At 61.6% G+C, this 23,298-nt stretch carries 24 protein-coding genes; 6 read left to right on the forward strand and 18 right to left on the reverse strand.

The genetic code is table 11. The features are described from left to right. Nucleotides 1-278: 278 nt before the first annotated feature. A complete protein-coding gene (locus AD664_RS22280) occupies nucleotides 279-854 on the forward strand; it encodes a histidine phosphatase family protein (protein ID WP_053149802.1) in 576 nt (191 codons plus the stop codon). Beyond that, nucleotides 851-1,606, forward strand: coding sequence for a precorrin-6A synthase (deacetylating) (gene cobF, locus AD664_RS22285; protein WP_053149804.1), 756 nt, complete (start codon nucleotides 851-853; stop codon nucleotides 1,604-1,606). The genes AD664_RS22280 and cobF overlap by 4 nt, the downstream gene beginning before the upstream one ends. 44 nt (nucleotides 1,607-1,650) lie before the next feature. On the opposite strand, the gene ftrA is transcribed toward cobF, so the two are convergent. Continuing rightward, the gene (ftrA, locus tag AD664_RS22290; protein WP_042729691.1) at nucleotides 1,651-2,610 is read right to left on the reverse strand and encodes a transcriptional regulator FtrA; all 960 of its coding nucleotides are present in this window, start codon (nucleotides 2,608-2,610) and stop codon (nucleotides 1,651-1,653) included. A gap of 100 nt (nucleotides 2,611-2,710) precedes the next feature. On the opposite strand from ftrA, the gene AD664_RS22295 reads away from it, so the two are divergent. Continuing rightward, on the forward strand, nucleotides 2,711-3,145 hold the full coding sequence (locus AD664_RS22295) for a rhodanese-like domain-containing protein (RefSeq protein ID WP_053149807.1): 435 nt from the start codon (nucleotides 2,711-2,713) through the stop codon (nucleotides 3,143-3,145). Between the two features lie 30 nt (nucleotides 3,146-3,175). Here the strand turns inward: AD664_RS22295 and AD664_RS22300 are convergent, their stop codons facing one another. The 11 genes from AD664_RS22300 to AD664_RS22350 all read right to left on the reverse strand — a co-directional run bounded on the left by AD664_RS22300 (nucleotide 3,176) and on the right by AD664_RS22350 (nucleotide 15,877). Next, nucleotides 3,176-4,432, reverse strand: a complete 1,257-nt coding sequence (locus AD664_RS22300; RefSeq protein WP_256207130.1) for a cysteine desulfurase-like protein — start codon at nucleotides 4,430-4,432, stop codon at nucleotides 3,176-3,178. A 31-nt stretch (nucleotides 4,433-4,463) separates the two neighbouring features. Further along, nucleotides 4,464-5,834: a cysteine--tRNA ligase gene (cysS, locus tag AD664_RS22305; protein ID WP_053149811.1), complete on the reverse strand. Its 1,371-nt coding sequence runs from the start codon at nucleotides 5,832-5,834 to the stop codon at nucleotides 4,464-4,466. A gap of 49 nt (nucleotides 5,835-5,883) precedes the next feature. Next, on the reverse strand, nucleotides 5,884-6,534 hold the full coding sequence (gene yfcF / locus AD664_RS22310; protein ID WP_053149814.1) for a glutathione transferase: 651 nt from the start codon (nucleotides 6,532-6,534) through the stop codon (nucleotides 5,884-5,886). Nucleotides 6,535-6,545: 11 nt separating this feature from the next. After that, nucleotides 6,546-7,823, reverse strand: coding sequence for an ATP-grasp domain-containing protein (locus AD664_RS22315; protein ID WP_053149817.1), 1,278 nt, complete (start codon nucleotides 7,821-7,823; stop codon nucleotides 6,546-6,548). Continuing rightward, complete coding sequence (locus AD664_RS22320; RefSeq protein WP_053149821.1) at nucleotides 7,820-8,779, reverse strand: EamA family transporter; 960 nt, start codon at nucleotides 8,777-8,779, stop codon at nucleotides 7,820-7,822. Before AD664_RS22320 ends, AD664_RS22315 begins: the two co-directional genes overlap by 4 nt. A 26-nt stretch (nucleotides 8,780-8,805) precedes the next feature. Next, nucleotides 8,806-9,726, reverse strand: coding sequence for a JmjC domain-containing protein (locus AD664_RS22325; protein WP_053149824.1), 921 nt, complete (start codon nucleotides 9,724-9,726; stop codon nucleotides 8,806-8,808). A gap of 49 nt (nucleotides 9,727-9,775) precedes the next feature. After that, nucleotides 9,776-11,335 (reverse strand): thioredoxin family protein, encoded by a 1,560-nt coding sequence (locus tag AD664_RS22330; RefSeq protein ID WP_053149827.1) that lies wholly within the window; start codon nucleotides 11,333-11,335, stop codon nucleotides 9,776-9,778. Between the two features lie 31 nt (nucleotides 11,336-11,366). Beyond that, nucleotides 11,367-12,764 (reverse strand): KamA family radical SAM protein, encoded by a 1,398-nt coding sequence (locus AD664_RS22335; RefSeq protein ID WP_053149830.1) that lies wholly within the window; start codon nucleotides 12,762-12,764, stop codon nucleotides 11,367-11,369. Nucleotides 12,765-13,006: 242 nt separating this feature from the next. Beyond that, nucleotides 13,007-13,669: a DUF2282 domain-containing protein gene (locus tag AD664_RS22340; protein ID WP_053149835.1), complete on the reverse strand. Its 663-nt coding sequence runs from the start codon at nucleotides 13,667-13,669 to the stop codon at nucleotides 13,007-13,009. A gap of 602 nt (nucleotides 13,670-14,271) precedes the next feature. Next, nucleotides 14,272-15,063, reverse strand: coding sequence for a DNA-binding domain-containing protein (locus tag AD664_RS22345; RefSeq protein WP_083454238.1), 792 nt, complete (start codon nucleotides 15,061-15,063; stop codon nucleotides 14,272-14,274). After that, a complete protein-coding gene (locus AD664_RS22350; RefSeq protein ID WP_157061593.1) occupies nucleotides 15,053-15,877 on the reverse strand; it encodes a DUF692 domain-containing protein in 825 nt (274 codons plus the stop codon). Before AD664_RS22350 ends, AD664_RS22345 begins: the two co-directional genes overlap by 11 nt. Nucleotides 15,878-16,010: 133 nt before the next feature. Here AD664_RS22350 and AD664_RS22355 point away from each other — a divergent pair, with 133 nt between their 5' ends. Continuing rightward, the gene (locus AD664_RS22355; protein ID WP_053149844.1) at nucleotides 16,011-16,727 is read left to right on the forward strand and encodes an alpha/beta hydrolase; all 717 of its coding nucleotides are present in this window, start codon (nucleotides 16,011-16,013) and stop codon (nucleotides 16,725-16,727) included. Nucleotides 16,728-17,014: 287 nt separating this feature from the next. On the opposite strand, the gene AD664_RS22360 is transcribed toward AD664_RS22355, so the two are convergent. The 3 genes from AD664_RS22360 to AD664_RS22370 all read right to left on the reverse strand — a co-directional run bounded on the left by AD664_RS22360 (nucleotide 17,015) and on the right by AD664_RS22370 (nucleotide 19,495). Then, on the reverse strand, nucleotides 17,015-17,602 hold the full coding sequence (locus AD664_RS22360) for a hypothetical protein (protein WP_053149847.1): 588 nt from the start codon (nucleotides 17,600-17,602) through the stop codon (nucleotides 17,015-17,017). Nucleotides 17,603-17,688: 86 nt separating this feature from the next. Next, nucleotides 17,689-18,471 (reverse strand): hypothetical protein, encoded by a 783-nt coding sequence (locus AD664_RS22365; protein ID WP_053149850.1) that lies wholly within the window; start codon nucleotides 18,469-18,471, stop codon nucleotides 17,689-17,691. Nucleotides 18,472-18,562: 91 nt separating this feature from the next. Continuing rightward, nucleotides 18,563-19,495 carry a LysR family transcriptional regulator gene (locus AD664_RS22370; protein WP_053149853.1) on the reverse strand — a complete coding sequence of 311 codons (933 nt, stop codon included), beginning with the start codon at nucleotides 19,493-19,495 and terminating at the stop codon, nucleotides 18,563-18,565. A gap of 113 nt (nucleotides 19,496-19,608) precedes the next feature. Here AD664_RS22370 and AD664_RS22375 point away from each other — a divergent pair, with 113 nt between their 5' ends. Both AD664_RS22375 and AD664_RS22380 read left to right on the forward strand, forming a co-directional pair. Then, on the forward strand, nucleotides 19,609-20,106 hold the full coding sequence (locus AD664_RS22375) for a DMT family transporter (protein WP_053149858.1): 498 nt from the start codon (nucleotides 19,609-19,611) through the stop codon (nucleotides 20,104-20,106). A 2-nt stretch (nucleotides 20,107-20,108) separates the two neighbouring features. Next, the gene (locus AD664_RS22380) at nucleotides 20,109-20,561 is read left to right on the forward strand and encodes a DMT family transporter (RefSeq protein WP_053149861.1); all 453 of its coding nucleotides are present in this window, start codon (nucleotides 20,109-20,111) and stop codon (nucleotides 20,559-20,561) included. Between the two features lie 5 nt (nucleotides 20,562-20,566). On the opposite strand, the gene AD664_RS22385 is transcribed toward AD664_RS22380, so the two are convergent. The 3 genes from AD664_RS22385 to AD664_RS22395 all read right to left on the reverse strand — a co-directional run bounded on the left by AD664_RS22385 (nucleotide 20,567) and on the right by AD664_RS22395 (nucleotide 23,026). Next, on the reverse strand, nucleotides 20,567-20,851 hold the full coding sequence (locus tag AD664_RS22385; protein WP_042728742.1) for a hypothetical protein: 285 nt from the start codon (nucleotides 20,849-20,851) through the stop codon (nucleotides 20,567-20,569). Nucleotides 20,852-20,995: 144 nt separating this feature from the next. Then, a complete protein-coding gene (locus tag AD664_RS22390) occupies nucleotides 20,996-22,021 on the reverse strand; it encodes a purine nucleoside permease (protein WP_053149864.1) in 1,026 nt (341 codons plus the stop codon). Nucleotides 22,022-22,075: 54 nt separating this feature from the next. Further along, the gene (locus AD664_RS22395) at nucleotides 22,076-23,026 is read right to left on the reverse strand and encodes a nucleoside-specific channel-forming protein Tsx (RefSeq protein WP_053149867.1); all 951 of its coding nucleotides are present in this window, start codon (nucleotides 23,024-23,026) and stop codon (nucleotides 22,076-22,078) included. Between the last annotated feature and the right edge of the window lie 272 nt (nucleotides 23,027-23,298).

Genomic DNA, 23,298 nt, shown 5'->3' on the forward strand with positions numbered 1-23,298 from the left:
TGTTGGATTTCTTTCATAACTCCTGAAAATAGTATTTATGTAGCTGGTGCTACATGTCCAGCGCTTTTTACGTCCCGTTTAAAATGACCGAGTGGGGTGCGAAAGCGCCGTAGGACATGGCTTTGGTCGAAGTGACTCGGTATGTCAGCCAATGCTTTTTGTCGTGTAAGAAATAACGCCATTTTGTCTCGGTTATTTGATTTCGTATAAGGTGCTGTACAAGTAAAAACCTGAAAATGCCGGCGATGAACCGCTTTTGAATGTGTGGGAGTTCCTGCGTGCAAGCCACTCGCCTGACCCTGATTTGCCATGCCCGGACCGTCGCCCAGAAACACGCGCGTTTCGGCCTGGATGAGCCGCTGGACCCCGATTGGCTGGCACAGCGTCGCAGCGTCGGCGATGACTACCGCCACGTTCGGTACCTGCTGTGCGCACCGGAGTTGCGGGCGCGCCAGACCGCCGCGTTGTTCGGCCTTGAGCCTGAGGTGACCGAGACCCTGGCCGATTGCGACTTGGGCAACTGGCGCGGACGGTCCATCGACGAGCTGTTCAAGGACGAGCCGCGCGCAGTGCAAGCCTGGCTCGACGACCCTGACGCGGCACCCCACGGCGGTGAGTCCGTCGCCGCTTTGTGCCGCCGGGTCGGCGACTGGCTGGCGAACCTGGAAACCCGGCCAGGGCACGTGCTGGCCGTTACTCATCCCTTTGTGATTCGCGCGGCGCTGGTCCATGTCCTGGGCTGTAGCGCCGCCTTCAACCGGATCGACATCGAACCGCTGTCCGCCGTCGAGTTGCGCTTCAATGGCGTCTGGCGATGGCGCACGCAGGGCCCTGGCCAGGAGACGTCAGCATGAAGCAGCTATTGGTCATCGGCATCGGTGCCGGCGATCCGGATCACTTGACCATGCAGGCCGTCAAAGCCCTGAACCGAGTGGACGTGTTCTTTCTCATGGACAAGGGCCCGGCCAAGGGCACATTGCTGGATTTGCGTCATGAGATCTGCCGGCGCTACATCGTCGATCACCCATACCGCTTCGTCACCGCCGACAGTCCCGAGCGCCAGCGTGGCGAGGTGGACTATCCGATCAGCGTCGAAGACCTCAACCGCGCGAAACAGGCCGCCTTCGAACGGCTGATCAATGATGAGTTGTCAGACGGGCAGTGCGGTGGCTTCCTGGTGTGGGGCGACCCTTCGCTGTACGACAGCACGGTGCGCATCCTGCAGTCGATCCTCGACGCGGGTCGTTGTGCCTTCGAGTTCGAAGTAATCCCCGGCATCAGCAGTGTCCAGGCCCTTGCGGCTCGCCATCGCGTGCCGCTGAACAGCATTGGCGGCGCGCTGGAGATCACCACCGGGCGGCGCCTGGCGGCGGGGCAGGTGAGCGACGCCGCCAGCGTGGTGGTGATGCTCGATGCCGAGGACGCGTACCGCCGGGTGAGCGATCCGGATACGCAGGTCTATTGGGGCGCTTATGTCGGGACGCCGGACGAAATCCTGATCCAGGGGCGGCTGGGGGAGGTGGCCGACGACATCGAACGCACCCGCAAGGCCGCTCGCCAGGCGCATGGCTGGATCATGGATACTTACTTGTTGCGCAAGCCCTGAAGCTGTCCATCGTTTGTGCGGGCACTGTTGCTAATCCACTGCATTCATCCCCGCCCAAACCGCTCCCGATACACCGAAGGCGCCAACCCGACCACGCTGCGAAACGCCACGCGAAAGCTTTCCACCGAACGGTAGCCACACAACTGGGCGATGTTGTCGGTGTTGTCTTCGGTGCTTTCCAGCAGCTCGCGAGCGCGGGCCAGGCGTTCGTGTTGCAGCCAGGCCTTGGGCGACACGCCGCAAGCCTGGGTGAAATGGCGCAGGAAGGTGCGCTCGCTCATGGCCGCCTGGCTGGCCAGTTCGCGCACGCCGAGGGGCTCGTGCAGGCGCTCGCGGGCCCATTGCATGACGCTCGACAGGTCGCTGCGAGGCGTGCGGCTGACCGGCGAAGGAATGAACTGCGCCTGTCCGCCGGTCCTTTGCGGTGACATCACCAAGCGCCGCGCCACCGTGTTGGCGACCTGGACGCCATAGTCCCGTGCCACCAGGTGCAGGCAGGCATCGATGCCGGCGGCGCTGCCGGCCGAGGTGATGACCTGGCCGGAGTCCACGTACAACACGTCCGGGTCCACCCGGATGGCGGGGAAGCGCTCGGCCAGTTCGTCGGTGTAGCGCCAGTGAGTGGTGGCGCCGAGCCCATCGAGCAGGCCGGCCGCCGCCAGGACGAACGCCCCCGAACAGATCGACAGCAGCCGTGCGCCACGGGCGTGGGCCCGGCGCAGCGCCTCCAGCAACGCTTCGGACGGCGGTTCGCTGCGGCTGCGCCAACCGGGCACGACAATGGTCCGGGCCGTGTCGAGCAGTTCCATGCCGCCATCGGCCAGGATCTGGAAGCCGCCCATGGCACGCATCGGGCCGTCATCCACCGCGACGATCCGGTGCACGTACCAGGGAAACTCGAACTCGGGACGTTCCAGCCCGAAAATCTCGACGGCGACGCCGAATTCGAAGGTGCACAAGCCGTCGTAGGCAAGGATCGCGACCAGGCCGGAGGTAGGCTGCATTTGTCGGAAAATTCCCAGAGAGTGTCGTATGCGCCACTGTAGCGGTAACCCAGGGGCGGATAAAGTCTGTCCATGCCCTCATCACCTTGGAGTACACACGATGACTAGCCTGGTTCGCGAAGTGCCTGCCGCCCCGTCCGATATCGCCCTGGAGCATTTCCGCCGGCGCCTGTCGTTCGAAACCGATTGTTCCGACGTCCACGCCAGCCAGCAGGCCGGCGAGCTCGACTTTGTCCTGGTGGACGTCCGCGGACCGTCGGCCTACGAGCGCGGGCATGTGCCCGGGGCGATCAACCTGCCGACCCGCACGCTCACCGCCCAGGCCTTGGCGGCGTACCCCAAGACCACGCTGTTCGTGGTGTATTGCGCCGGCCCGCATTGCAACGGGGCGAACAAGGCGGCGGTTCGCCTGGCGACCTTGGGTTACCCGGTCAAGGAAATGATCGGCGGCGTCATGGGCTGGCTCGATGAAGGGTTTCGCCTGACCGGCCTGGTGGAGCGAGTGGCGGACCAGGCCGTGCGTTGCGATTGCTGATACGGGCCCCCCGGCTGGCCGGGCGTTTGCTCAGCGCCGCATTCGAACGAGGTCATCCATGGCCGACAGGAAACGCTGAACGTCGTCTTGAGAGGTGTAATGCGCGAGGCTGATCCTGGCCACGCCGTCATGCTCGTCGACGCCCAGGGCACGAACGGTCTGCGGGCTGAAATGATGACCGTGCCAGAGACGAATGCCTTGTTCGGCCATGTACCGGGAAATCATCTCGCTGGGTGTCGACGCCAGGGTAAAGGCCACGGTCGGCACCCGGCGTTCCCGTGCCTGGGCTGCGCGGTAGCCGTGGATATGAACGCCTTTGAAGCTGCCCAACCCCTCCAGGGCTGACTGCACCAGCCGTTGCTCGTATTCGATGATGGCGTGCATCCCCGCGACAATCTGCTGCCGCTTGCCCGTCTGCTCGCCGCCCGTGCCAAACTCGCGGCCGATCCAGGCCAGGTGTTCGATGGCACCGAGAATGCCGGCGATGGCCTCGCGGCTCTTGCTCCCGGTTTCGAATTTATAGGGTGGCTTATCGGCCGTGGGCCGGGGTTTGTAGGGCATGAGCCTTTCGAGCAAGGCCAGGCGGCCCCAGAGGATCGCGTGATGGGGGCCGTGGAGTTTGTGCGAGGAACACACCAGGAAGTCACACTGCAGGGCCTGCACATCGATCACCCCATGGGGTGCGAACTGAACCGCATCGACATAGACCACCGCGCCTTTGCGCCTGGCCAGGGCGGCCACCGCGGCGACATCATTGATCGTGCCGGTGACGTTGTTCGCATAGCTCAACGCGACGACCTTGGTCCGATCCGTGATGATCGAGTCCATGTCGGCAATGCTGAAACCGTAGGCAAGGGGATCGAACGGCAGCCAGCGAACGTTCAGTTCAAGGTCTTTGGCCAATTCGAGCCAGGGCGAAATATTGGCTTCATGGTCGGACTGGGTCAGGACAATCTCATCACCTTTGCCAAGGCTTCGCCCCAGGCAACGGGAGAGATGGAACGTCAGCGTCGTCATGTTCTGGCCGAACACGATTTCCTCGGCACAGTGGGCATTGACCAGTGCGGCGGCTGCGCACCGAGCCTGGTCGATGGCGTCTTGCGCCATGACCGATGTCGAGAAATGGCCGCCCAGGTTGGCGTTGTGTTCAATCGCGGCCTCGACGCTGGCCGCAAGGGCACGCTTGCACATCTGGGTGCCGGCGGCGCTGTCGAGAAACACGCTGTCGCGCGCCGAGGCCAGGGAGAACACCGGAAACTGTTGCCTGATACGCTCGATATCCAACATGTCGATCCTTCGTGATGGCGACTGAGGCTGTTCAGGCTTTCAGGTCGCTGAGGCTGATGCCCTGGGCCAGCAGCAAGTCCCTGATCCGATCCGATTCCGCCCAGTTCCTTTCGTTACGGGCCACGTTACGCGCGGCGATCAATTGGCTTTGTTCCGATGTCAGGCGAGTGGCCTGGGCGTCGAACAAACCGATGTCCAGCACCGCGTTGAAACTGCGCAGCAGGTCGATGCGTTCCGATTCAGTCAGCTCATTGGACTTGATCACCCACCAGAACTCGGCCATGGCGCTGGGGGTATGCAGGTCCTTTTCCAGCGCAGCGAAGAACCTTCGATAGGATGCGGCATGCGTTGCCGAAAAAGCCTCGCCGACAGGGCTGCTGTTTTCCAGAGCGCTGCTGATCCGTCGCCGAGCTTTTTGCAAGGCCGTGGCGACGTCATCCAGTGCTTCCCATGAAAAAGCCAGGGCGCTGCGATAATGCGAGCCCAGCACCAGCAAGCGGAACGCGCAGGGGTCGTAGCCTTTGTTTACCAGCGAGTCCACCGTGAGGAATTCTCCGCTGGACTTGGACATTTTCTCTGTCTCCACATTGAGGAACTCGCAGTGGAACCAGTAGTTGACCCAACGGTGACCGAAGCAGCATTCCGATTGCGCGATCTCGTTGGAATGGTGGACGTTGATATGATCGATACCGCCGCAATGGATATCGATCCTGTCACCCAGGTACTTGCTGGCCATGGCCGAGCATTCGATGTGCCAGCCGGGAAATCCCACGCCCCAGGGAGACTCCCACTTCATGATCTGGCCCGGAAACTTCGAGGTCGAAAACCATAAGGCGAAGTCCGCTTGCGAGCGCTTCAACGGGTCGTGACTGACGCGTTCGGTGGCGCGTTGCTCGTCCAGCACCAGTTGCCCGAGTTCGTGATAGGCCGGGAATTTTTCCACGCTGAAATAGACATTCCCGGCGCTTGCATAGGCCACGCCTTTTTCCAGCAGGCGTTCGATCAGTGCGATGATTTCAGGGATATGCTGCGTCGCCCGGCACACCACGTCCGGGCGGGTGATGTTCAACAGGCCGCAGTGGCGAAAAAAGGCGTCTTCGTAGAATTGAGCAATCTGCCAAGGGGTCTTGTTCTCGCGAGCGGCACCCACCATCAATTTGTCGTCGCCGGCGTCGGCGTCGGATTGCAGGTGCCCGACATCGGTGATGTTCATGACGTGCTTGACCGTCCAGCCGCGATGACGCAGGGTCTTGGCCAGCACATCTTCGAAGATGTACGTGCGCATGTTCCCGATGTGCGCATAGTGGTAGACCGTGGGGCCGCAGGCATACAGGCCTACCTGGTTTTCAACGATCGGCGTGAAGGGGACGACGGTCCTTCCCAGGGTATTGAATAGTTCCATTTTCCAACTCTTGCGTTGAGGGGGCATCGACGCCCCTGGCTCTCCGGGTTCAGCGCCCGGAGGAAGTCGTATTGCCCTGTCGGTCGAGATCCAGCCAATGATGGACACTCTCGCGATCCCAGGCCCGCAGCGCATAGTCCTTCAACGTCTGGGGAACCGGATCGTCGTTGTAGATGAGCCTGTTCAACATGCCGGCGGCGTCGACGTCGGCGATGCACCACTGGTCGAAGAGAAATGCCTTGCCGTCCCGCAGGCTATGGGACAAGGTCTCGACCAGTCGCCGGGCATCGGCCACCGCCAATGGCCCCAGCGGTTCCTGTGACGGTGCGATGAAGATGGTCTCGGTGGGCCGGTTGCCGCGCAGGTTGAAGAAGTCGCTTCTCAGCCAGGCCTGGACTTGCCGGGCTTGGGCTCGGGCTTGAACGTCAACCGGAAACAGCCGGGCTTGCGGCGCAATGTCGTTCAGGTACTCGGCGATGGCGGACGATTCAGCCAGCGAAAACGCCCCATCCACCAGCGTCGGCACGCGGTGGGTGAGCGAGATCCCGGTGAACGGCGGCCGCTGGTGATCGCCCTGGGAAAGGTCGAGGTAGTGCAGGTCGAAATCGAACCGGCACTCCTTGAGCGCTACGAACGCGCACATGGCAAAGGGCGACGTGCATTGATGATCCACGTATAGCTTCATTGAGTCTTGCTCCATCCCGATCAAGGTCAGCAGGCTTGCGCGACCGCTGCCTGGCTGAGTTGCACGTCGAAGAAACCGGTGTCCTCGGCCTCTTTTTGCCGGATCCACAGGTAGTCGGTGTAGGTGACCGCAGGGTCTTCGTGGACCAGATAGATGAAGCCGTAGTTGGTCGAGATCCCGATGGTAGGCGCAACGCTGGCGCCAATTTCCGGGGCCCTGATCATCTTGAAGAAACTTGGCCTGGCGCTCAGTTCGTCAAGCCAACGACGATGGATCACCTGGCCGGAAACGCTGTTGATCATCCCGATGACTTCGCACGTCGCGTTCGACCGGTTGACTTTCTCCAGCATCGAATGGAACACCTCGGGGTCGGCGTAGCAGGCCGCGCAGAGATTGACGGCGTTGACGCCGCGCACGCGCGTCATCGCGCTGAGCTCCTGGGTTCCCATCATCCGGGCTGCCCACTCGATCAGCATCGGACCGTTGTTCGTTACCATCACTTCCAGGAACGAAGGGCCGATGTCGACGCCGAATGCATCCAGGCATTGGTGAACGTAGGCGATGATGGGGGCCGCTTCCTCCGAGAGCAGGTCGATCAGCACCTCGCGGTCGTTGACCACCCCGGCGCCTGGCACGGGCTTGCGAGTGTCGCGCCAAATCTCGAAGACAAAATGTTCACCGTCTAGGGACACTGCCTGCACCAGGTACTGTTGGCCAGCCAGGTACTCCATCGCCAGCAGGGTGTCGTTGATGAGCCCCATTTCGTTGAGGCGCCCCAGCTCCTTGTCCACCGCATGACGCACCTGCGCGGTCTCGTAGCAGAAATGGATACCGTCCGCCCCGGCGCTGTTGACCGGCTTGATGACCACCGGCCAGCCGTCGATCGTCTCGATCGCCGTCTCGACCTCACTCATCTGATGGATCAAGGCGACCCGGGCCGCCGGGATGCCCATCTGATGCAGCCGCTTGGCCATGTGCCATTTGTCCCGGCGGCAGGCTGACAGCGCCGTGCCATTGCCAGGCGTGCCCATCAGTTCGCTGAGCTGGTCGGCCAGCTCCACGCCGGACTCGCATCCGGGAATGATGAACATTGGGTCGAATTCGGCCAAGGCATCGGTCAGCGCCTTGAGGTCTTGCGTCGCGACGAATCGCTGCTGGAAATCCCCCGGCCTGTAGCTGTCCACGTCATATTCGAGTATTTCGGCGGATGTTTGCACATGGATGCAGGTTATGCCATACAACTTGAGTTCGTCCGCCAGGCTTGCCCCGGTCGAGTAGGCATCGACGATCACCGCGTATTTCATGTTCTAACTCCTTCGACTGAAAGGCGACTCAGGTGGGAATAGCCGTTGTAGGTCGCGGCCAGGCAGATGAGGACCACGCCGGCGAAACTGAACGCTGAAAAGGCCAGTCTCGAATCAACGGTTTGAAAAATGATGGTGAACAACGGGGCGGCCGCGAGGATGGCTTCCGTGGTCACGGGCTCGCAGCGCTTTATCCCTTCTTGCAGCAAGAGCAACGGCAGGATCACGCCGACGAAGGCCAACAGGACCAAGGCATCGAGATGATCGATGACGGCGCCGACCTTGCTCAGGTTCAAACAGGTGTAGACGCCGGTCACCGCCAGCAACAGGTAGAACCGATGGGCGTAGAGATAGTGGCTCGACGCCCCATGATCCGCGACGACCTTCGAGAGAATACTGGTCAAGGCCATGGCGACACCGCACACCAGCATCATCAGGTAGCCCAGCAGCACCTGGCCGCTGTCGACCTCTTCCTTGACGGCGGTGCGTCCGTCCATCGAGACCCACCCCAGGTAGACGCTGGCCAATGCGATGACAAGCGCGGCGATATAGTCGGCCGGGATCATGATCGCCGTGGGGCGCAACAGCTTGTTCAGCACCAGCGTCGAAATGATTCCGACCCCGCCCACCAGCGCACTGACGATGGCCGGCTCTACCCATTTCAATGCCAGCAGAAAGGATATCCAGAGCGCGGCGGAACTGACGTTCAACATCACCAGGCACCGACGCACGGAAGCCTTTTTTGCAGGGCTGGCAAGCAGGGCAGGCGTCGAGCGTTTCCGGGCCATGTAGCCGAAAAAGAACACCGGCCAGGCGACGGCGAACAACACGAATGTCGCGATGACACTGTCGAGCCGTTGCAGCAGGATCCCGAAATACACTTCCTTGAGCCCATCGATCACGTTGACGAGCATCAACGCCGTGATCCCTACAAACAGAGCGTGTGCAGTGCGCATGGTACGGATTCCAATCAAGAACGCGGTCATAGGGCGGTGAGTGTGCGAATGTTCCCTTTTCTCGATTGCTTGTAGCGTTGCAGCAGGGCGTCTGCCGGCAATGTCCTGGACAACTTCGCGACCTCGTCCAGGCCGCTCTGGATGTCGCTCAGGATGCGCGCGAGTGCAGGCTCCGACAGCGTGTCGAGCGGGTGGGCCCTGAGTCGTTCATTCCCGTGTAAGTGGTCCAGCAGGGCGTAGGTAATGATGTCGGCCACCGTTGGCGGGTTGATCACGAAGCCGATGGAAAAGGACTCTTCATGGGCGACCGTGGCATGCCAGTAGCCCCGGGGCATGAAGGTTGTGGTCCCGGGCTTGACCAGCCGCTCCTCGTGGCCCTCGGGCATTGTCCGCGGCAGTTGTGCGCCGGTGTAGGGATGCGTGCCTTGCTGGTAGAAGCGGTTCGGGTTATTCGGGAAAAACGGGTAGATGGGGTCCGGCAGCGAAGTGTTTTCGGCAAACCTCCAGGTCTTTTCGCCTTTGATCTGGATCATGAAGTTGGTTTCATGATCGAAGTGCGTCGCCACTTCCACGCCATGGTTGGCCGCGAACGCCTCGCAGCTCACATAGTGCCGCGGGATGTCGAGTGTCTTGGCCAGTTCATCGCAGGCCAGGGAGATCGCGGGCAGCGCTTCCAGATCCTTTATGTAAACCATCGCGGCGCCATCGTTGTACGGCGCCAGGGCATCGGCGGACCTGGCCACGGTAATACGCTTGCCACCTGGAAAGAGCAGGTCGACGGGCCCTGGCAGGGCCTTGAACAACGCGCGGATTTCCTGGAATTCTTCCAGGGCCGACAATTGCGTAAAGCGGCTCATGGCACCGTCGGCGACGTATGAGCGCTTGGGCCAGCATGTGTCGAGGAACACCTCGGTCTGGTCGCCAAACATCTGCTGCAGAATATTCATCACGCTTTCTATCCTCGAAGCGGCGCGCAGGGCGCGCCGCATTTTTTCATTACACGGCCGCGGCCACTGGCTGAACCTGCGTGGTGACGTAGGCGGCGTCGGCGCGCTTGTTCAGGTAGCCCTCGTAGACGCGGGCCAGCTCATCGCTGCGGGTGTTCAGCTGATGGGCGGCGCTGGCGAAAAGCGCTTGTTGCTCGTCTCGCGACAGGCCGACCATTTCACCCTCGGCGCGGCCCAGTGCGTTGAACAGGAGCTTGGCGAGCAGCTCGGTTTCCGAGCGCTCATGGCCGATGCGCTGGCAGATGGTTTCGACAACCGCGGCATGATCGTGGAAGTGCCAGCCCAAGCGGCAAAGACGGAATTTCACCGAGACAGGCGAGTCTTCCCACCAGTTCAGCGAGGCGTCGAGTTCGGCGTCGGTGATCCCCGAGAACTCTTCCACCAGTTGCTGGTGGCGTTTTTCCCAGAGGGTCAGCAACGACTGGATGCTGCCGAAGTTATAGGGCGCCGGGCCATGGATCTTCCAGTTGACCAGCGCCGGGCTGACGTTTTCAGAGTGGCGGATGCCCGTCCGGCTGGCTTCCAGGGTGGAACGGATCGCAGGGGAGTGGGCCCAGAACTCGGCCATCACGCAGTGGACGATGTTGTTGCGGATCGTCCGCTGCTTGCCGAGGGTGTAGTTCTGATGCAGATGCTGTTGATCGTACTCAGGACCCTTCAGGCCAATGAGGCTGGCCTGCAGGTCCCGGAAGGACACCTGCCAATCGCGGATGATCATTTGCGCACGAGTCAGGCCGCGGCCTTGTGCCGCGCGTTTCTGCGCCGCATCGGTCGCGACATCCAGCAGCATCTGGTAGATGCCCAGGCACAACTCACGCAGGCAGTCGGTGTAGTGGGCCCAGCCACCTTCGCCCTGGACGCCCGGCCAGTCGACCATCAGCTCATGGTCCGGCACCTGGATCAGCGTATTGCAGAAGCGCCGGACTTCGCGGGCAATGGCGGTCTGCGCGATACCGTCTTCGGACATGCTGTCTTCAGGGTACTGTCCGCGGGTCTGCACGATAGGCAGCCAATACGCCGCTTCGCGCACCGCCACGCTGGCCGTATTGCTGGCGTTCAGCGCTTTTCGCAACTTCGATTCGGCGATGGAATAGTTGAAGCTGGCCATGGCCTGCTTGGCCAGGCCGACCGACAGTTGGGAAACGGTTTCGCTGGCGTCGATGTCACCTTCGACATCGTGATGCACGCGGCAGTACCCGAGGTCGAGTCGCGTATGCAGCGGTGCCCCGAGGAATTTATGGTAGATGTCCCCGTCGCTGGAAATCAGTTGCAGAACCGGCGACATGATGAAGATGTGGCTTCCCACCAACTCGGAAATGCGTGGATCGGGTTTGGAGTTTTCCACTTCAACCCATACCGGAATCGTTGAGTCATTGACCGCGCCGATAAGCTGGGTGTCGTTGAAAACACTGTCCACCAAGCGGTTACAACCACCGCAGGATTGGCTATGGAAATAAATCAGGATCGGCTTGCCAGTGGATTTGGACTGCTCGATGGCGTGGACGTAGGACGTATGGTGGATCCAGTCAATCTTGTTGGTTTCGCTCATTTCTATGCTTCCATTCACGGTGGTTGAACATTTATTTGACGGATTTCAGGACATCGTCGAGCAGTTGTGTCCGCGTCGCCGGATTCGTCCAGAGCGCTTGGGCATCCGCGGTGAGGGTGTGGAGCGGGTCGCAGTAGAGAAAAACCTGGTCTTTCTTCACGGCTGGCGCGCGATAGGCGGCGATACCCAGGTAGGGGTCGTAGTAGTCGAAGCTATGGATATCGCGCTTGCCGCCACCGCCGGGCAGATCCACGATGAAGTGCGGGGTGTTGTGCCCGGCAATCAGGCCACGGGTGGATTTCTCCAGGGCGATCGAATCGCCAAGGCTCGTTCTGAGTGCTTCGACGCCACGAATCATGTCCCCCTGAAAGCAGTAATAGGGACGCACGTTCAAGTAGGCGAGGCATTCGTTCAGACGGTGCATGGTCTGCGGGTTGTCATTGACGCCTTTGAGGATGACGGCCTGGTTCCTGACCTCGACGCCACGCTCATAGAGCATCCCCAACGCTTTGGCGGTGATCGCCGTTATTTCGTTCGGATGGTTGAAGTGCGTGTGTATCGCAATCGACTTGTGCATCTTCCTCGCCCGGTCCGACAAGCGTGAGATGGCATCGGTCCAGTCGTGATCGCTCTGGATCTTCATCGGCAATACAGCCAGCCCCTTCGTGGCGAAGCGCATGCGCCGTACGTGAGGAACGTCCAGCAGTCGTTCACCGATCTCGGTGATCTGCCGGGCCTTGAGTCGATAGGCATCGCCGCCCGAGATCACCACGTCCTCGACGCTGGCGTTGGCTTCTATGTAGCGCAAGGCCGGTTCCCAGCGCTCGCCGGGGGCGTTGATCTTCGTCTTGGTCACCGCATCGGTGTCCAGCCCCACCGCGTAGCTGCGGGTGCAATAGCGGCAATAGACCGGGCATACGTTGGTGGCCAGGAACAACACGCGATCGGGGTAACGGTGGGTCAGCCCCGGGGCCGGAGAGTCATTCTGCTCGCCCATGGGGTCGAGTTTCACCATGGGATGATCGACGCAGATCTCCGAGGCCAGGGGCAGGAACTGGCGCCGCAACGGATCCAGGTAGGGGTTGTCCCAGTCGATCAGCGAGAGGATGTAAGGCGTCAGCCGGATAGACATCGGCGCCATCTGATGACCTTGCTCAAGGTCTTTCAGGAACGCGGCACTGATCCTGTTCTTGATCAGCGCACCCAGTGCGCCGACGCTGGTAATGGCGTTTTTTTCCTGCCACAGATGGTTGAGGAACAACTCGGCGTCAATATCTTTCCAATGATCCAGGTCGCGCCAGAACTCATCACTTCGAAAAGCATAGCGCAGCGATAACAAGGGTGTCAGACGCTGGCCCTGGGAAGAATGGGCAATCAATGACTTTAATTGAATGTCAGCAAAGTCATAATCCACAATGTTACTTGACATTTGTTGTCGTCCCTTTCAAGTGGCGGCGTCCATAGACTGACAATACTTAATATTTATTTCGAATCAAGGTGCCGTTTTATTTATTTTTCAGCACTTTTTTAAAGGCGAAAGTGTTCGTATTGCATAAATTGATTGCAATTTTTTTGCCTCGGACATAACCAGGCCAAGCGCTGTTATCGAGTGCGTAATGATCTACGCTACTCAGGGGCGCCTGAAAGGGTTATTGAAAATGAGCGATCGTTTTAATTAGGCACGGTGCCCGATTTCGTTTCTTGATGAATGACTGCCGTCGAGGCCGCAACAACGTTTGGTTGAGGCTGTGCCGGGGCTGAAGACGGAGTCGCGGAAGATTGCACCAGGTACTGCGCCACATTGGCGATGTCCTGGTCACTGAGGGACTTGGCCACCGTCACCATGACAGGTGATGGACGCGAGGCATCACGGAAGGCGCGCAGTTGCGTCTCCACATACTTGGCAAATTGTCCTGCCAGTTTGGGGTACTCGGCGTTTTCAGATGCGCCAGCCGTGCCATGGCAGGTAGAGCAGGCGACGATGCCGCGGGTATGGTCGCCCCCGTTGAAGAGCCGTTCCCCGGCCCCGACGTCAACGGCTGCGGAAACAGCCGGTTCGTCGAATGGGCAGGCGTCTGGCTGGGCTTTGACGACGCCCCCCATCTGTGTGCAGGTGCCTTTGGGCACGGCGACCCACTCGCGTGGATCGTTGTCGACCTTGCTCATCTCCGAGCAGTCATGCAGGCAACTGCTGTCGGAACAATCGTTGTGGCCTGCCTTGGCTACGCCGTAGCACACCTCGGTTTCTGCCGGTTTCTCAGCGGCCACCTCGGCCAGCGAAGCACTGCTGATGGAGGCCAACGCAGTGGCTACCAGAATATCCTTTAGATTCATCACGCAAGTTCCCGGTCAAGGTTTTTATACAGTTATTTATTTTTATAAGCCCATCACGCACGCGAACGGGCCGTACGGCTGTCCGTCTGGAAATACATATTCAACGTTCGGCGCAATATCGATATTCAATCAGGGTTTGACAGTACTGCGGCAAGCAAACTTGATCGGCACGGCGTGCCGGCATTGCGTTTGCAGGAAATCAGGAATGACAAGGCGGAAGGTTGCAATACGTTGGCGCCGTTTGCGCAAAGTTGATTCGTTCGAGTAACTGGTTCGATACATTTACCGCTCCCTTTTTGTACAGGTCGCCTTGGGCAACTTGTTCGGAATCCGTTCCTGACCGACTGCATCGCTCGTTCGTTTATCGAAACAGCCATGGGTCTGTCGTATCTTCACCGCGAAATCAAATGTATTGCTTTAGTGCGAGTTTGCAAGGTGCTTTCTATTTGTAGTCCACGGTCAGGATATGTCTAATCGATATAAGCTTATAAGATGTTTCAAGATGTAACAGGATTTGCCCGTCCTTTCACAGCAGGGGCCTGGGCCCCAGCAGGACGGGTTCATGGGGACACAGGTGACCGATACAGGTGCGTGGACTGGGCTCAGGGGACGGCAGTCAGCAAACCATCGTTCAGCCAGCGGGTGAGTAGGGCCGCGCTGTCGACAAGGTGCGCCTGACCCTGCGCGCCGTAACACGCCTGGGCGGCGAGCAACGCTTCGCCCAGGGTCGCGCCTTGCGCCAAGCGCTCCAGCGCGGCGGCTTCCCAGTGTTCGACCTCGCGTGCTTCGACATTCCAGCCGTTGCGATAGACGAGGGCGGTGCAGGCGTGGCGGTTCACTGAGGGTAGAGGCTGGCCCTGCTGGCGATGAGCAGACCATATCGCGACCACCGGCCATTCGCAGGGCAGCAACCTGCAGCTCGGTGGCAGGGTGAACCTTTGGCTGTCCAGCTCAGCGCTGCTCATTGCGGCCAGTGCGTGGGGATCAAGTGGCGTGGCGTCGCGGGCGGCAGAGGCCAGATGAATGGCCCACTCCAACGACGCCACCGCCGCAAAGTAAGGGTAGGGCGCTACGGGGCCATAGTGTTCGAGGAAACTCGGCAGGTGCTCGCCGAACATGCCCAGGTCGGGATGCTGCGATGGGTAGCGCCGCCCATACTCGTAGGCGAGCGAGCGGAAGAACGGATCGCCCACCAGCGCCTTGATGACGGGATAGGTCAAGGCCAACGACTGCTCCTGGTGCCGCCAGAGCCCGCTGCGATAACGCGCGAAGCGTCGCTGATTACCCGCGCTTGCCGTCTCTAACCATCCCGGTGGAAGGGCCGGGGGCGATGAACAATCATCCAGCGCCCGGGTAAAGCCGAGTTGCAGCGCCGCCAGTTCTTCACGTGTCATGCAACACCTCCCGGGCGATCGTTCGCGCGATCTCGACCTGGTCGAGCAGTTCGCCCAGGGGCGGCAGGCGGGTGTCCCATTCGACCAGTACCGGGACCGGGCCAAACCGGCGCAATGCGCTGCGATACAGCGACCAGACCGGCTCCGCCACCGCACTGCCGTGATCGTCGATCAGCAAGTCCTCTTCCTGGCTGTGGCCTGCCAAGTGAAATTCGCGGACAGCCGATTCATCCAGGGCTTGCAGGGCGGCGAGGGCGCATTCACCGTGGTTGCACTGGTTGACGTAAAGGTTATTGAGGTCGAGCAGCACTGCGCTGCCGGTGCGTTTCACCACTTCGGCGAGGAACTGGGCTTCGCCCAGGGTATCGCCGTGGTAGCGCAGGCTGGTAGAAATGTTTTCCAGCAACAACTGTTGGCCCAATGCATCCTGGACCTGGTCGACCCGGTCACAGACCAGCTCCAGCGAGGCTTCAACCAAAGGGAGCGGCAGCAGGTCGTTGAGGCACCGGCCTTCAATCGCCCCCCAGCTCAAGTGCTCGGAAACCAGGAATGGATGCACCTGCGCCGCCAGGCGTCGTATGCGTTCGACATGGGCGCTGGAAAAACCATGCACCGAGCCGATCCCCAGGCCGACACCATGCAGGCTGATGGGATATCGTTGCGCCAGGCGTTGAAGAATATGCAGGTCCTTGCCGCCCGGCCCCAGGTAGTTCTCTGTATGCACCTCAAGCCAGTCAACGGCGGGATGGCCGTTCAGGAACGCTTGATAATGAGGGGCCCTGAGGCCGATACCAATCCGTGGTAATGAGCGCACTGTCTGACTCGCTTGTCGATGGTCGCCGCTGATCATAGCGCAGTGCCGGATAGAATTGAGCAACCGCCGATAACCGCTGTCTACCGCCGGCACGGTGTCTGCCGTGGGGTTATCGAACGATGGAGGAAGACCGATGTATAAAGCGCTCACCCTGTTTCTGTTGCTGGTTTCGTCCGGGTTGCAGGCGCAACCGTCACTGCAAACGGACTTGCCGCTCAACTACCTGGCCCAGGCCGATGAGCAGGCCCGCAACCGACCGCTGGTGATCTTCCTGCACGGTTCCGGCAGCAACGAACAGGACCTGTTCGCACTCAAGGATGAGCTGCCCCAGCACTATAACTACCTCTCGGTGCGCGCACCGAAAACCATGGAGCCGGGGCACTACCAATGGTTTGCCAAGGCCGGCGAGGGCGCCTACGACGGTGACCCCTCTGACCTGAAGGCCAGCGGCCAGCTACTGTTGGACTTCATCGAAAAGGCCCGGGCTAAATACTCGACCGACCCGGCCAACGTATATCTGGTGGGTTTCAGCCAGGGCGCGATGATGAGCTACGAAGTGGCGTTGCGACACCCCGAAGCGGTGGGCGGCATCGCAGCGATGGGCGGGCGGGTGCTCTCAGTGCTGCGCTCCGAACTGACCCCTGACGAGTCGCGACGGGCGCTGGCAGTGTTCATCGGCCATGGCACGGTAGACCCGATCATTCCCTACCATGACGGCACCGAGGCCGATTCCTTCCTGAAGACCCTGGCGCTGGAGCCGGAATTCCATGCCTACCTTGGGCTTGGTCACAACATCAGTGCGCAGGAAGTGCAGGACTTACGGGCGTGGTTGGAACGGCTCAATCCCTAGAAAACCCGGTTGGATGTGCCGACGTCATCGCGAGCAAGCTCGCTCCCACATTTTAATCGGGGTGCGCTTCACTTCCGCGCCGTACACAATCCCCTGTGGGAGCGGGCTTGCCCGCGAATGCGTCGTGTCAGCTTGCATCCATACTGAATGTGCCATTGTCTTCGCGAGCAAGCCCGCTCCCACATTTTTATCGGGGTGGGCTTCACTTCCGCGCCGTACACAATCCCCCTGTGGGAGCGAGCCTGCTCGCGATCGGAGCGACGCGGTCTCCTGGAATCACAGCCCCATCACTGCCCACTGGCGATCCGTTTCACCAGCGCCTCATGACCGGCCTTGTCACTAGCGCGGGAGATGATCTGCACCACCGCCACGCGGGTGCCCGCGGCGCCCAGCAGGGTGGTGTCGAGGGTCGGCCCGCCGCCCTGGGTGGCGCGGGTGTCGAGTTGGCGCAACCCCAGGCCGCTGCCTTTCTGGGTCAGGCTTTTTTCGCTGAGGATCTTGGCGTCCGGCAGGGCCTGGGTGCGCTGGGCAGCGAAGCCGGCCATGGTCGTGTCGAGAAACGCGCCATCGTTGTCCTTCACGGACGTACCGTCGGCAATGGTGTTTTCAGCGGCGATCACCACCGTCCGGCTGGTGGCGTTGCTGTACATCGTCCCTGTCGCGCCAGCGGTGCCCTGGGCTGCTTCGCCGGCGGGCAGTGGCGTTGCCGTGAAGCCCTTGGGCAAGGTGAAGACGAACTTGCCGGACAGCATCGAGACCTTCTGCGCCGGTGCCTCGCCGGTGGATTTGGGTTGGGCGGCCTGGGCAGGTACTCCGGCCAGGCTGGCGATGACCGCCAGCAGCAGGGCGGCAGCGTATTGACTCGGCATTGACATTGACACTCTCCACAGGTGGTCGCGCTTGAGCGGCGATCATCCCATGGGCATCGCACCTGACTCCAGCGCAACGGCAGGCACGTCGGTCATTTCGGTGCGGCTACGCAGGCCGATGGAGGCGTGCGCACCAACAGGCGTCGGGTCACCAGAAGCATGACCGCCGAGACGGCAACGCCAAGGGCAAAGGCCGGCAGGCCGAGCAGCGGCAGGGTCAGGGCCACGGTCAGGCAGAACGCGGCGAAGCAATACATGCCGGTGGCCGTGGCTCGCAGCAGCGCCGCCGTGAACGCCGGCCCGCGGGTTTGCTGGGAAAACACCGCCATGACACTGCCCAGCAGCGGAAACACCGCCAGCAACCCGCTCCAGCGTTCGCCCACGGTGCTGGCCAGCCACGTCACCGCGAGGGTCAGCAGCGCGCCGGCGATCATGCGCAGCAGCAGTTTGTCGGACGTGCGCGTTGGCCCCTGCATCACGGGCCGGACCACCGGGAACAGATAAGGCGCCGCCAGCAAAGCCACTGCCGCCAACAGGCTCGCCAATGGCAGCGAGGCCGGCAGCCAGGACAGCACCAGTGCCACCAAGGCCCAGGCAGCCAATGCAATGCCCAGCGCCCAAGGCCAACCCCGGCGCTGGGCAACCTGGGCGTACACCACGCAAAACGTAATCATCGCAAACATGGCCGACAACGCCGCCGTCGCCGATCGGGCGGCGAACGCCTCGCCCTGTTCCAGAGCCAGGAACAACAGAATCGGCCCCACCACCACCGGCAATCCCGACAGCCAACCGGCCACACTCGGGCCCCAGCGTCGACCGGCCAGGGAAATCAGCAACAGGAAACCCGGAATCACCAGCAGTTTGAGCAGCAGCACGCCGTCGTCCTTGTCGCTTCTCGGAGTGCCACGTTAACACCCAGCCCCTGGCCAGTGAACCGCGTCCACCGTGTTCAGGGCGTGGCCCCTGTCAGCGGTCCCAATAGGGGACTTCGCCAAAACACTCGAAGAAGAAATCGATCACCGTGCGCACCTTCACGGACAACCGGCGGCTGCCCGGCCACAGCATGGCGATCTGTTGGGGTTCGAGGCTGTTGGAGGCTTCGTAGTCGCGCAGCACCGGCACCAATGTGCCGTTGCGCACCGCTTCACCGATCAGCCATGACGGGAACATCACCAGCCCCAGGCCCTGCTCGGCGGCCTGGGTCAAGGTGTCGGCGTGGTTGCCGGTGATCGGGCCCTTGACGCTGTAGGGCGTCCACGCCTGGCCGGGGCGGCGGAAAAACCAACGCTGCTGGCCGGTGACGCCTTTGTAGGCCAGGCACTGGTGGTGCGCCAGGTCCTGGGGCTTGAGAGGCGTGCCGTGACGGGCCAGGTAGGCCGGGCTGGCGGCGATCTGGAAGCGATGGGCGGCGATGATCCGCGCCTGCATGCCGGAGTCGTGCAACGGACCGATGCGAAACAGCAGGTCGGCCCCCTCCTGGAGCGGATCGACGTAGCTGTCGGTTTGCTGGATCTCCAGTTGCAGCTTCGGATAGCGCTCGCACAGCGGTCCCAGCCAAGGGCTGAGGTGGCGTTGGCCGAACACCACCGGGGCATTGATCCGCACCAGGCCGGACGGCTCGCTGTGTTGCTCCTGCAAGGCCTGTTCGGCTTCTTCCAACTGCACCAGCAGCAGGCGTGCGTGGTGGCCCAGCAGGCGGCCGGCCTCGGTCGGGGAGACCGCGCGGGTGTGACGATAGAGCAGTTGCTGGTTCAGGGCCTGCTCCATCAACTGGACCTGCCGGGAAATGGAGGAGGGCGCCAGGCCTTCGCGTCTGGCCACCTCGGAAAAGCTGCCGTGGTCGAGCACCGCGACAAAGAGTCGGAGTGCCTTGAAGCCAAGCTCGTCAAGCCCCTGCATGGGCGATTCCTTCTGTGCGTAATACGCAAAAGTGTTGTCGGGATGCTCCCATTTATCGCACAGCGATGCCAGCCGATAATGCCGGCCCTTCTTTCCTGGAACAGGGTGTGACTATGCAAGCGTCTTCCATCAGCGAGGCCGAATCGGTGACGGCTACCGCCAAACCCCGGCCGTTCTTGCGCTGGCTGTTGCTGCCGCTGGTGATTCTGGCGGGCATGGGGTTGTCGGTGGAGGCGGGCCTGTTGGGGCCGCTGGGCGTTCAGGTCGGTCATTTGTGGGCCACCTTGAGCATTTTCGGCGTGGGCGCGGCGGTTCTGTTCCTGCTGTTGCTGCTCAGTGGCCGGCAGCCAGGGCCGGCGTTGAGTGAGCTGCCGCGCTGGCAACTGATTGGCGGTTTCCTGGGACCGGTCTACGTGGTGGTGCTCACGCTCGCCACGCCTCACATCGGTATTGCCATGACCATGGTCGCGATTCTTTCCGGCCAAGTGGGCAAAAGCGTGCTGATCGATCACTTCGGCTGGTTCGGTGCCACCCGTAAGCGCGTCAATGGCGAGCGCTGGCTGGCGTTGGCGCTGATTGTCGTGGCCCTTGTCCTGATTGCCCGAGGTTGATGATGAATCTGGTTCTTTTGTTGCTGGTGGTGGTCGCGGCGGGGGCGGTGTTGAGCGTGCAGGCCGCTATCAATGGTCGTCTGGGCCAGACGGTCGGGGTGTTGCGCAGCAGCTTGCTGACGTTTGTCGTGGGCGCGGTGGTCACTGGCCTGCTGATCGTGTTTTTCGAACCGGCCCACGCGGTCACCTTGCTGGAGGTGCCGAAATGGCAACTCAGTGGCGCGCTGTTCGGCGTGGTCTACATGATGGTGATGGTAGGGGCGGTGCCCAGGGTCGGCACCGCCGTCGCGACAGTTGCCGTGATCGTCGGCCAATTGGGCATGGGCATGCTGATCGACAACTTCGGCTGGCTGGGCAACCCGGCCATCGAGTTGTCCGGCAGCCGGATGTTGGCCATGGTCTGCCTGGCACTGGCGCTGGTGTTCATGTATCGCAGCAGCGCGCGGCAGGCCTGAGCGCCTCAGTCGGGTTCGACGTCCAGTTGCAGGCTGTCGTCGGCCAGGCGCTCGGTGCGTCGGACGATGCCGCTGATGCGCCGGCCCTCGGCGCTGAACACCACGATCTGAGCCTTGTGCAGGTCGTCCGGCAGCGGTGGCCTGACGTGCAGCGCGAACCAGGGTGGTTCGCCGTCGTCGAGGCGCTTGACGTCGAGCTGGCACTCGATGGTTTTGGTTTCGCGGCCAAACAGGGTGTCCAGACCGTAGTCAAGGTGGGTGCTGTCGGCGGCGGCAGGGGCATTGGGCATCGCAGTCTCCTGAATGGGTACGCTGGGATGATGTTCAAGTGATCCCCCAGGCAATGGAAAATTCCATCGCAGTGAGGTGGGCTGGGCTGTGAGGGCTAGCGGGGATCGGTCCCCGCATCGCAACGCCCTCCGCAGCCGCGAGGATCAGGACCTTGGCACCCCGTGCTCCCAGGTCGACCAGTGCTTGACGATGTCCTGCACCAGCGGGTTGCCGGTGCGGAACAGGTTTTCCAGGGCAGGGACGAACGCGCCCTGGTCGGCGTACTTGAGCAGGTTGTCCACTTCATTGCCGCCGGGCTCGGGTCGATCGAAGTCGGAGCCGGCGCGCAGCACCGCGAGCCGATTGATGTCCACCCGGCCCTTACGACTGGCCCGCGACAAGGCCTCGTAGGTGGAGTTGTCTTCCTGCTGGGTGGTGCAATACACGCCTTTGTCATCGGTGAGCAGGCGGGTCCAGACTTCGGCCCGTTCGCTCAGACGTGTCCCGGAAAACCAGGTGTTGCCCGCCAGTGTGTCGCAGCGGGTCACCACCGGTGGCTGGTTGGCCGGAGCGTAGGGGTATTTCACGCGCCAGGCTGCCGACGCCTCGCTTTCCGTCAGGCTTACGTTCTGGCTGAGGGCAAAGGCCTTGGCTTGCAGCGCGGGATTGAGTTCGAAGACTTCGGTCTTGTAGTCCAGCGGCGGTTTTTCGTTGGGGCCCTTGGTGTTGATCCCCAGGTAGCCGGTGGGCCAGTCCTTGGGCACGTCCCGCGAGTCGAGCTCCCACTGGGTGCCGAATTCCACCAGGTAATGGGCCCAGGCGGTCGTGCCCAGGGTGCCGTGATGCGGGTTGATCCCGGCGATCCCGGCCACCAGGAAGTAACTTTTGCGCAGGTCGACGCGGGGCGACAGGGCCAGGGCCAATGTCGAGGCAGCGGCGTTGGTCTGGCCCATGCCGGTGATCATCAGACAGACCCGTTCGGCGTTGCAACGGATCGTCGGGTACTCGGCCGACAACCCGGGGATGCGGATTTCATCCTTGAGCGCCAGGCGCTCGATCCAGTTTTGTGCCTCGGGGGCAAACATCGTGATCAGCATGACCTTGGGTTGCAGCGGCGGGGCTGCCCCGGCGGTCGTGCTGAACAGGGCGGCCGTTGCCAGGCCGATTGGAACACACAGGCGATTGATCATGCTTTCGTGACCTCCGTGGAATCGAAACAGATGCTTTTGTGGGCAGGTATCGGATCAGAATTGATAGCCAACCCCCGCGTAATACCCCCAGCCATCGGATCGGGCGCGGAAGCTGCCTTCGCCAAAATCAAGCTCGCTGCCGTCCTGCCAGTTGCCCCCGTTGTGGAAATAGCGGCCCACCAGGGTAAAGCGCAAGTGCGTGAACGAGTACAGCAGGACATTGGTGGCGACCGTGGCGTTGGCGGTGCGCGCCGGGTTGTCCTGGTGCAGGTCCGAACCGAAGTCGAAATTGGTGAAGCCGATGTAGGTCAGCGAAGCGCCGTTGCTGAACTGGCTGATCGGCACGATGTACTTGAGCTGGGCGCGGTAGCCGTCCCAGGAATACTCATTGCTGGCGCCGTAGTTTTCCCATTGGTAGCGAGCATAGAGGTTAGCCGACAGGTTGACCCTCGAATGGGTGTCGATGTCGGTGCCCAGGCCACTGTACAAGGTGTTGGCGCGATTGGCGCTGTTGCTGCCGTGATCGTAGATCCAGTCGAACGCCACGTACCATTCCTTGAACGGTCCGATGGCCAGGCTGCGTCCGGCCAGGGTATCGATGGAAATGCGCGGCTCATGCTCCATGAACACCGGCGAGCCATGGTCCCACACACCTTTGTCATGGCTGTTGCCGATGGTGAAGATCTTCGGGATGTCGACGTAGCCATACAGTTCGAACGGCCCCTTGCGACCGAAATATTCGTACTCCAGGTACACGTCGTCGGTGGGTTGTGGGCCGAAGCTGATGTCTTTGCTGCCAATGATCGTCAGGTCCTGGTTGTACCAGTCCGACAGGTAGGCGCCTTTCTTCGGCTGGGTGGCCTCGGGGCTGAGGGCTTCGCCTTGGGCGGACGTTTCGTTCGTCTGCGCCAGCGTGGTGGTGCTGAGTAGTCCGGTAACGGCGGTCAGTAGCAGGCAGGCTGCCCAAGGACCGGGCGAGGTGCAACGCCGGGAAGTGAGGTGCATGGAAAATCCTTGTCCGAGCGGGCCGAAGCCCGTGTTCCGTGATTGAAAGAACCGTCGTCGTTTCGCGGCGAGCGACTGGCTTCGCAAACGTTTGCACATCCTGTACCAGATTTTCGTACAGGCTTGAAAAACAAAGGGAACGTCCGTTTTTTCTGGCCTTTTGGTCAATCTTCATGCCGTGGTCACCGTGCCGCCATTTGAAGAGGCACCAAAGGGTGGCAACTCCCAGCGCCTGGCACTCATCGTGTGCGGCGCTGGGGCACGGGGGATGC

This window comes from Pseudomonas sp. P97.38 (assembly GCF_001269745.1).
In the GTDB taxonomy this organism is placed as follows: domain Bacteria; phylum Pseudomonadota; class Gammaproteobacteria; order Pseudomonadales; family Pseudomonadaceae; genus Aquipseudomonas; species Aquipseudomonas chlororaphis_E.

Excerpts from the sequence above, each read along its gene's own strand:
- cobF (WP_053149804.1), top strand. The coding sequence starts at position 851 with ATGAAGCAGCTATTGGTCATCGGCATCGGTGCCGGCGATCCGGATCAC.
- ftrA (WP_042729691.1), bottom strand. The coding sequence starts at position 2,610 with ATGCAGCCTACCTCCGGCCTGGTCGCGATCCTTGCCTACGACGGCTTG.
- AD664_RS22295 (WP_053149807.1), top strand. The coding sequence starts at position 2,711 with ATGACTAGCCTGGTTCGCGAAGTGCCTGCCGCCCCGTCCGATATCGCC.
- AD664_RS22300 (WP_256207130.1), bottom strand. The coding sequence starts at position 4,432 with ATGTTGGATATCGAGCGTATCAGGCAACAGTTTCCGGTGTTCTCCCTG.
- cysS (WP_053149811.1), bottom strand. The coding sequence starts at position 5,834 with ATGGAACTATTCAATACCCTGGGAAGGACCGTCGTCCCCTTCACGCCG.
- yfcF (WP_053149814.1), bottom strand. The coding sequence starts at position 6,534 with ATGGAGCAAGACTCAATGAAGCTATACGTGGATCATCAATGCACGTCG.
- AD664_RS22315 (WP_053149817.1), bottom strand. The coding sequence starts at position 7,823 with ATGAAATACGCGGTGATCGTCGATGCCTACTCGACCGGGGCAAGCCTG.
- AD664_RS22320 (WP_053149821.1), bottom strand. The coding sequence starts at position 8,779 with ATGCGCACTGCACACGCTCTGTTTGTAGGGATCACGGCGTTGATGCTC.
- AD664_RS22325 (WP_053149824.1), bottom strand. The coding sequence starts at position 9,726 with ATGAATATTCTGCAGCAGATGTTTGGCGACCAGACCGAGGTGTTCCTC.
- AD664_RS22330 (WP_053149827.1), bottom strand. The coding sequence starts at position 11,335 with ATGAGCGAAACCAACAAGATTGACTGGATCCACCATACGTCCTACGTC.
- AD664_RS22335 (WP_053149830.1), bottom strand. The coding sequence starts at position 12,764 with ATGTCAAGTAACATTGTGGATTATGACTTTGCTGACATTCAATTAAAG.
- AD664_RS22340 (WP_053149835.1), bottom strand. The coding sequence starts at position 13,669 with ATGAATCTAAAGGATATTCTGGTAGCCACTGCGTTGGCCTCCATCAGC.
- AD664_RS22345 (WP_083454238.1), bottom strand. The coding sequence starts at position 15,063 with ATGACACGTGAAGAACTGGCGGCGCTGCAACTCGGCTTTACCCGGGCG.
- AD664_RS22355 (WP_053149844.1), top strand. The coding sequence starts at position 16,011 with ATGTATAAAGCGCTCACCCTGTTTCTGTTGCTGGTTTCGTCCGGGTTG.
- AD664_RS22360 (WP_053149847.1), bottom strand. The coding sequence starts at position 17,602 with ATGTCAATGCCGAGTCAATACGCTGCCGCCCTGCTGCTGGCGGTCATC.
- AD664_RS22370 (WP_053149853.1), bottom strand. The coding sequence starts at position 19,495 with ATGCAGGGGCTTGACGAGCTTGGCTTCAAGGCACTCCGACTCTTTGTC.
- AD664_RS22375 (WP_053149858.1), top strand. The coding sequence starts at position 19,609 with ATGCAAGCGTCTTCCATCAGCGAGGCCGAATCGGTGACGGCTACCGCC.
- AD664_RS22380 (WP_053149861.1), top strand. The coding sequence starts at position 20,109 with ATGAATCTGGTTCTTTTGTTGCTGGTGGTGGTCGCGGCGGGGGCGGTG.
- AD664_RS22385 (WP_042728742.1), bottom strand. The coding sequence starts at position 20,851 with ATGCCCAATGCCCCTGCCGCCGCCGACAGCACCCACCTTGACTACGGT.
- AD664_RS22390 (WP_053149864.1), bottom strand. The coding sequence starts at position 22,021 with ATGATCAATCGCCTGTGTGTTCCAATCGGCCTGGCAACGGCCGCCCTG.
- AD664_RS22395 (WP_053149867.1), bottom strand. The coding sequence starts at position 23,026 with ATGCACCTCACTTCCCGGCGTTGCACCTCGCCCGGTCCTTGGGCAGCC.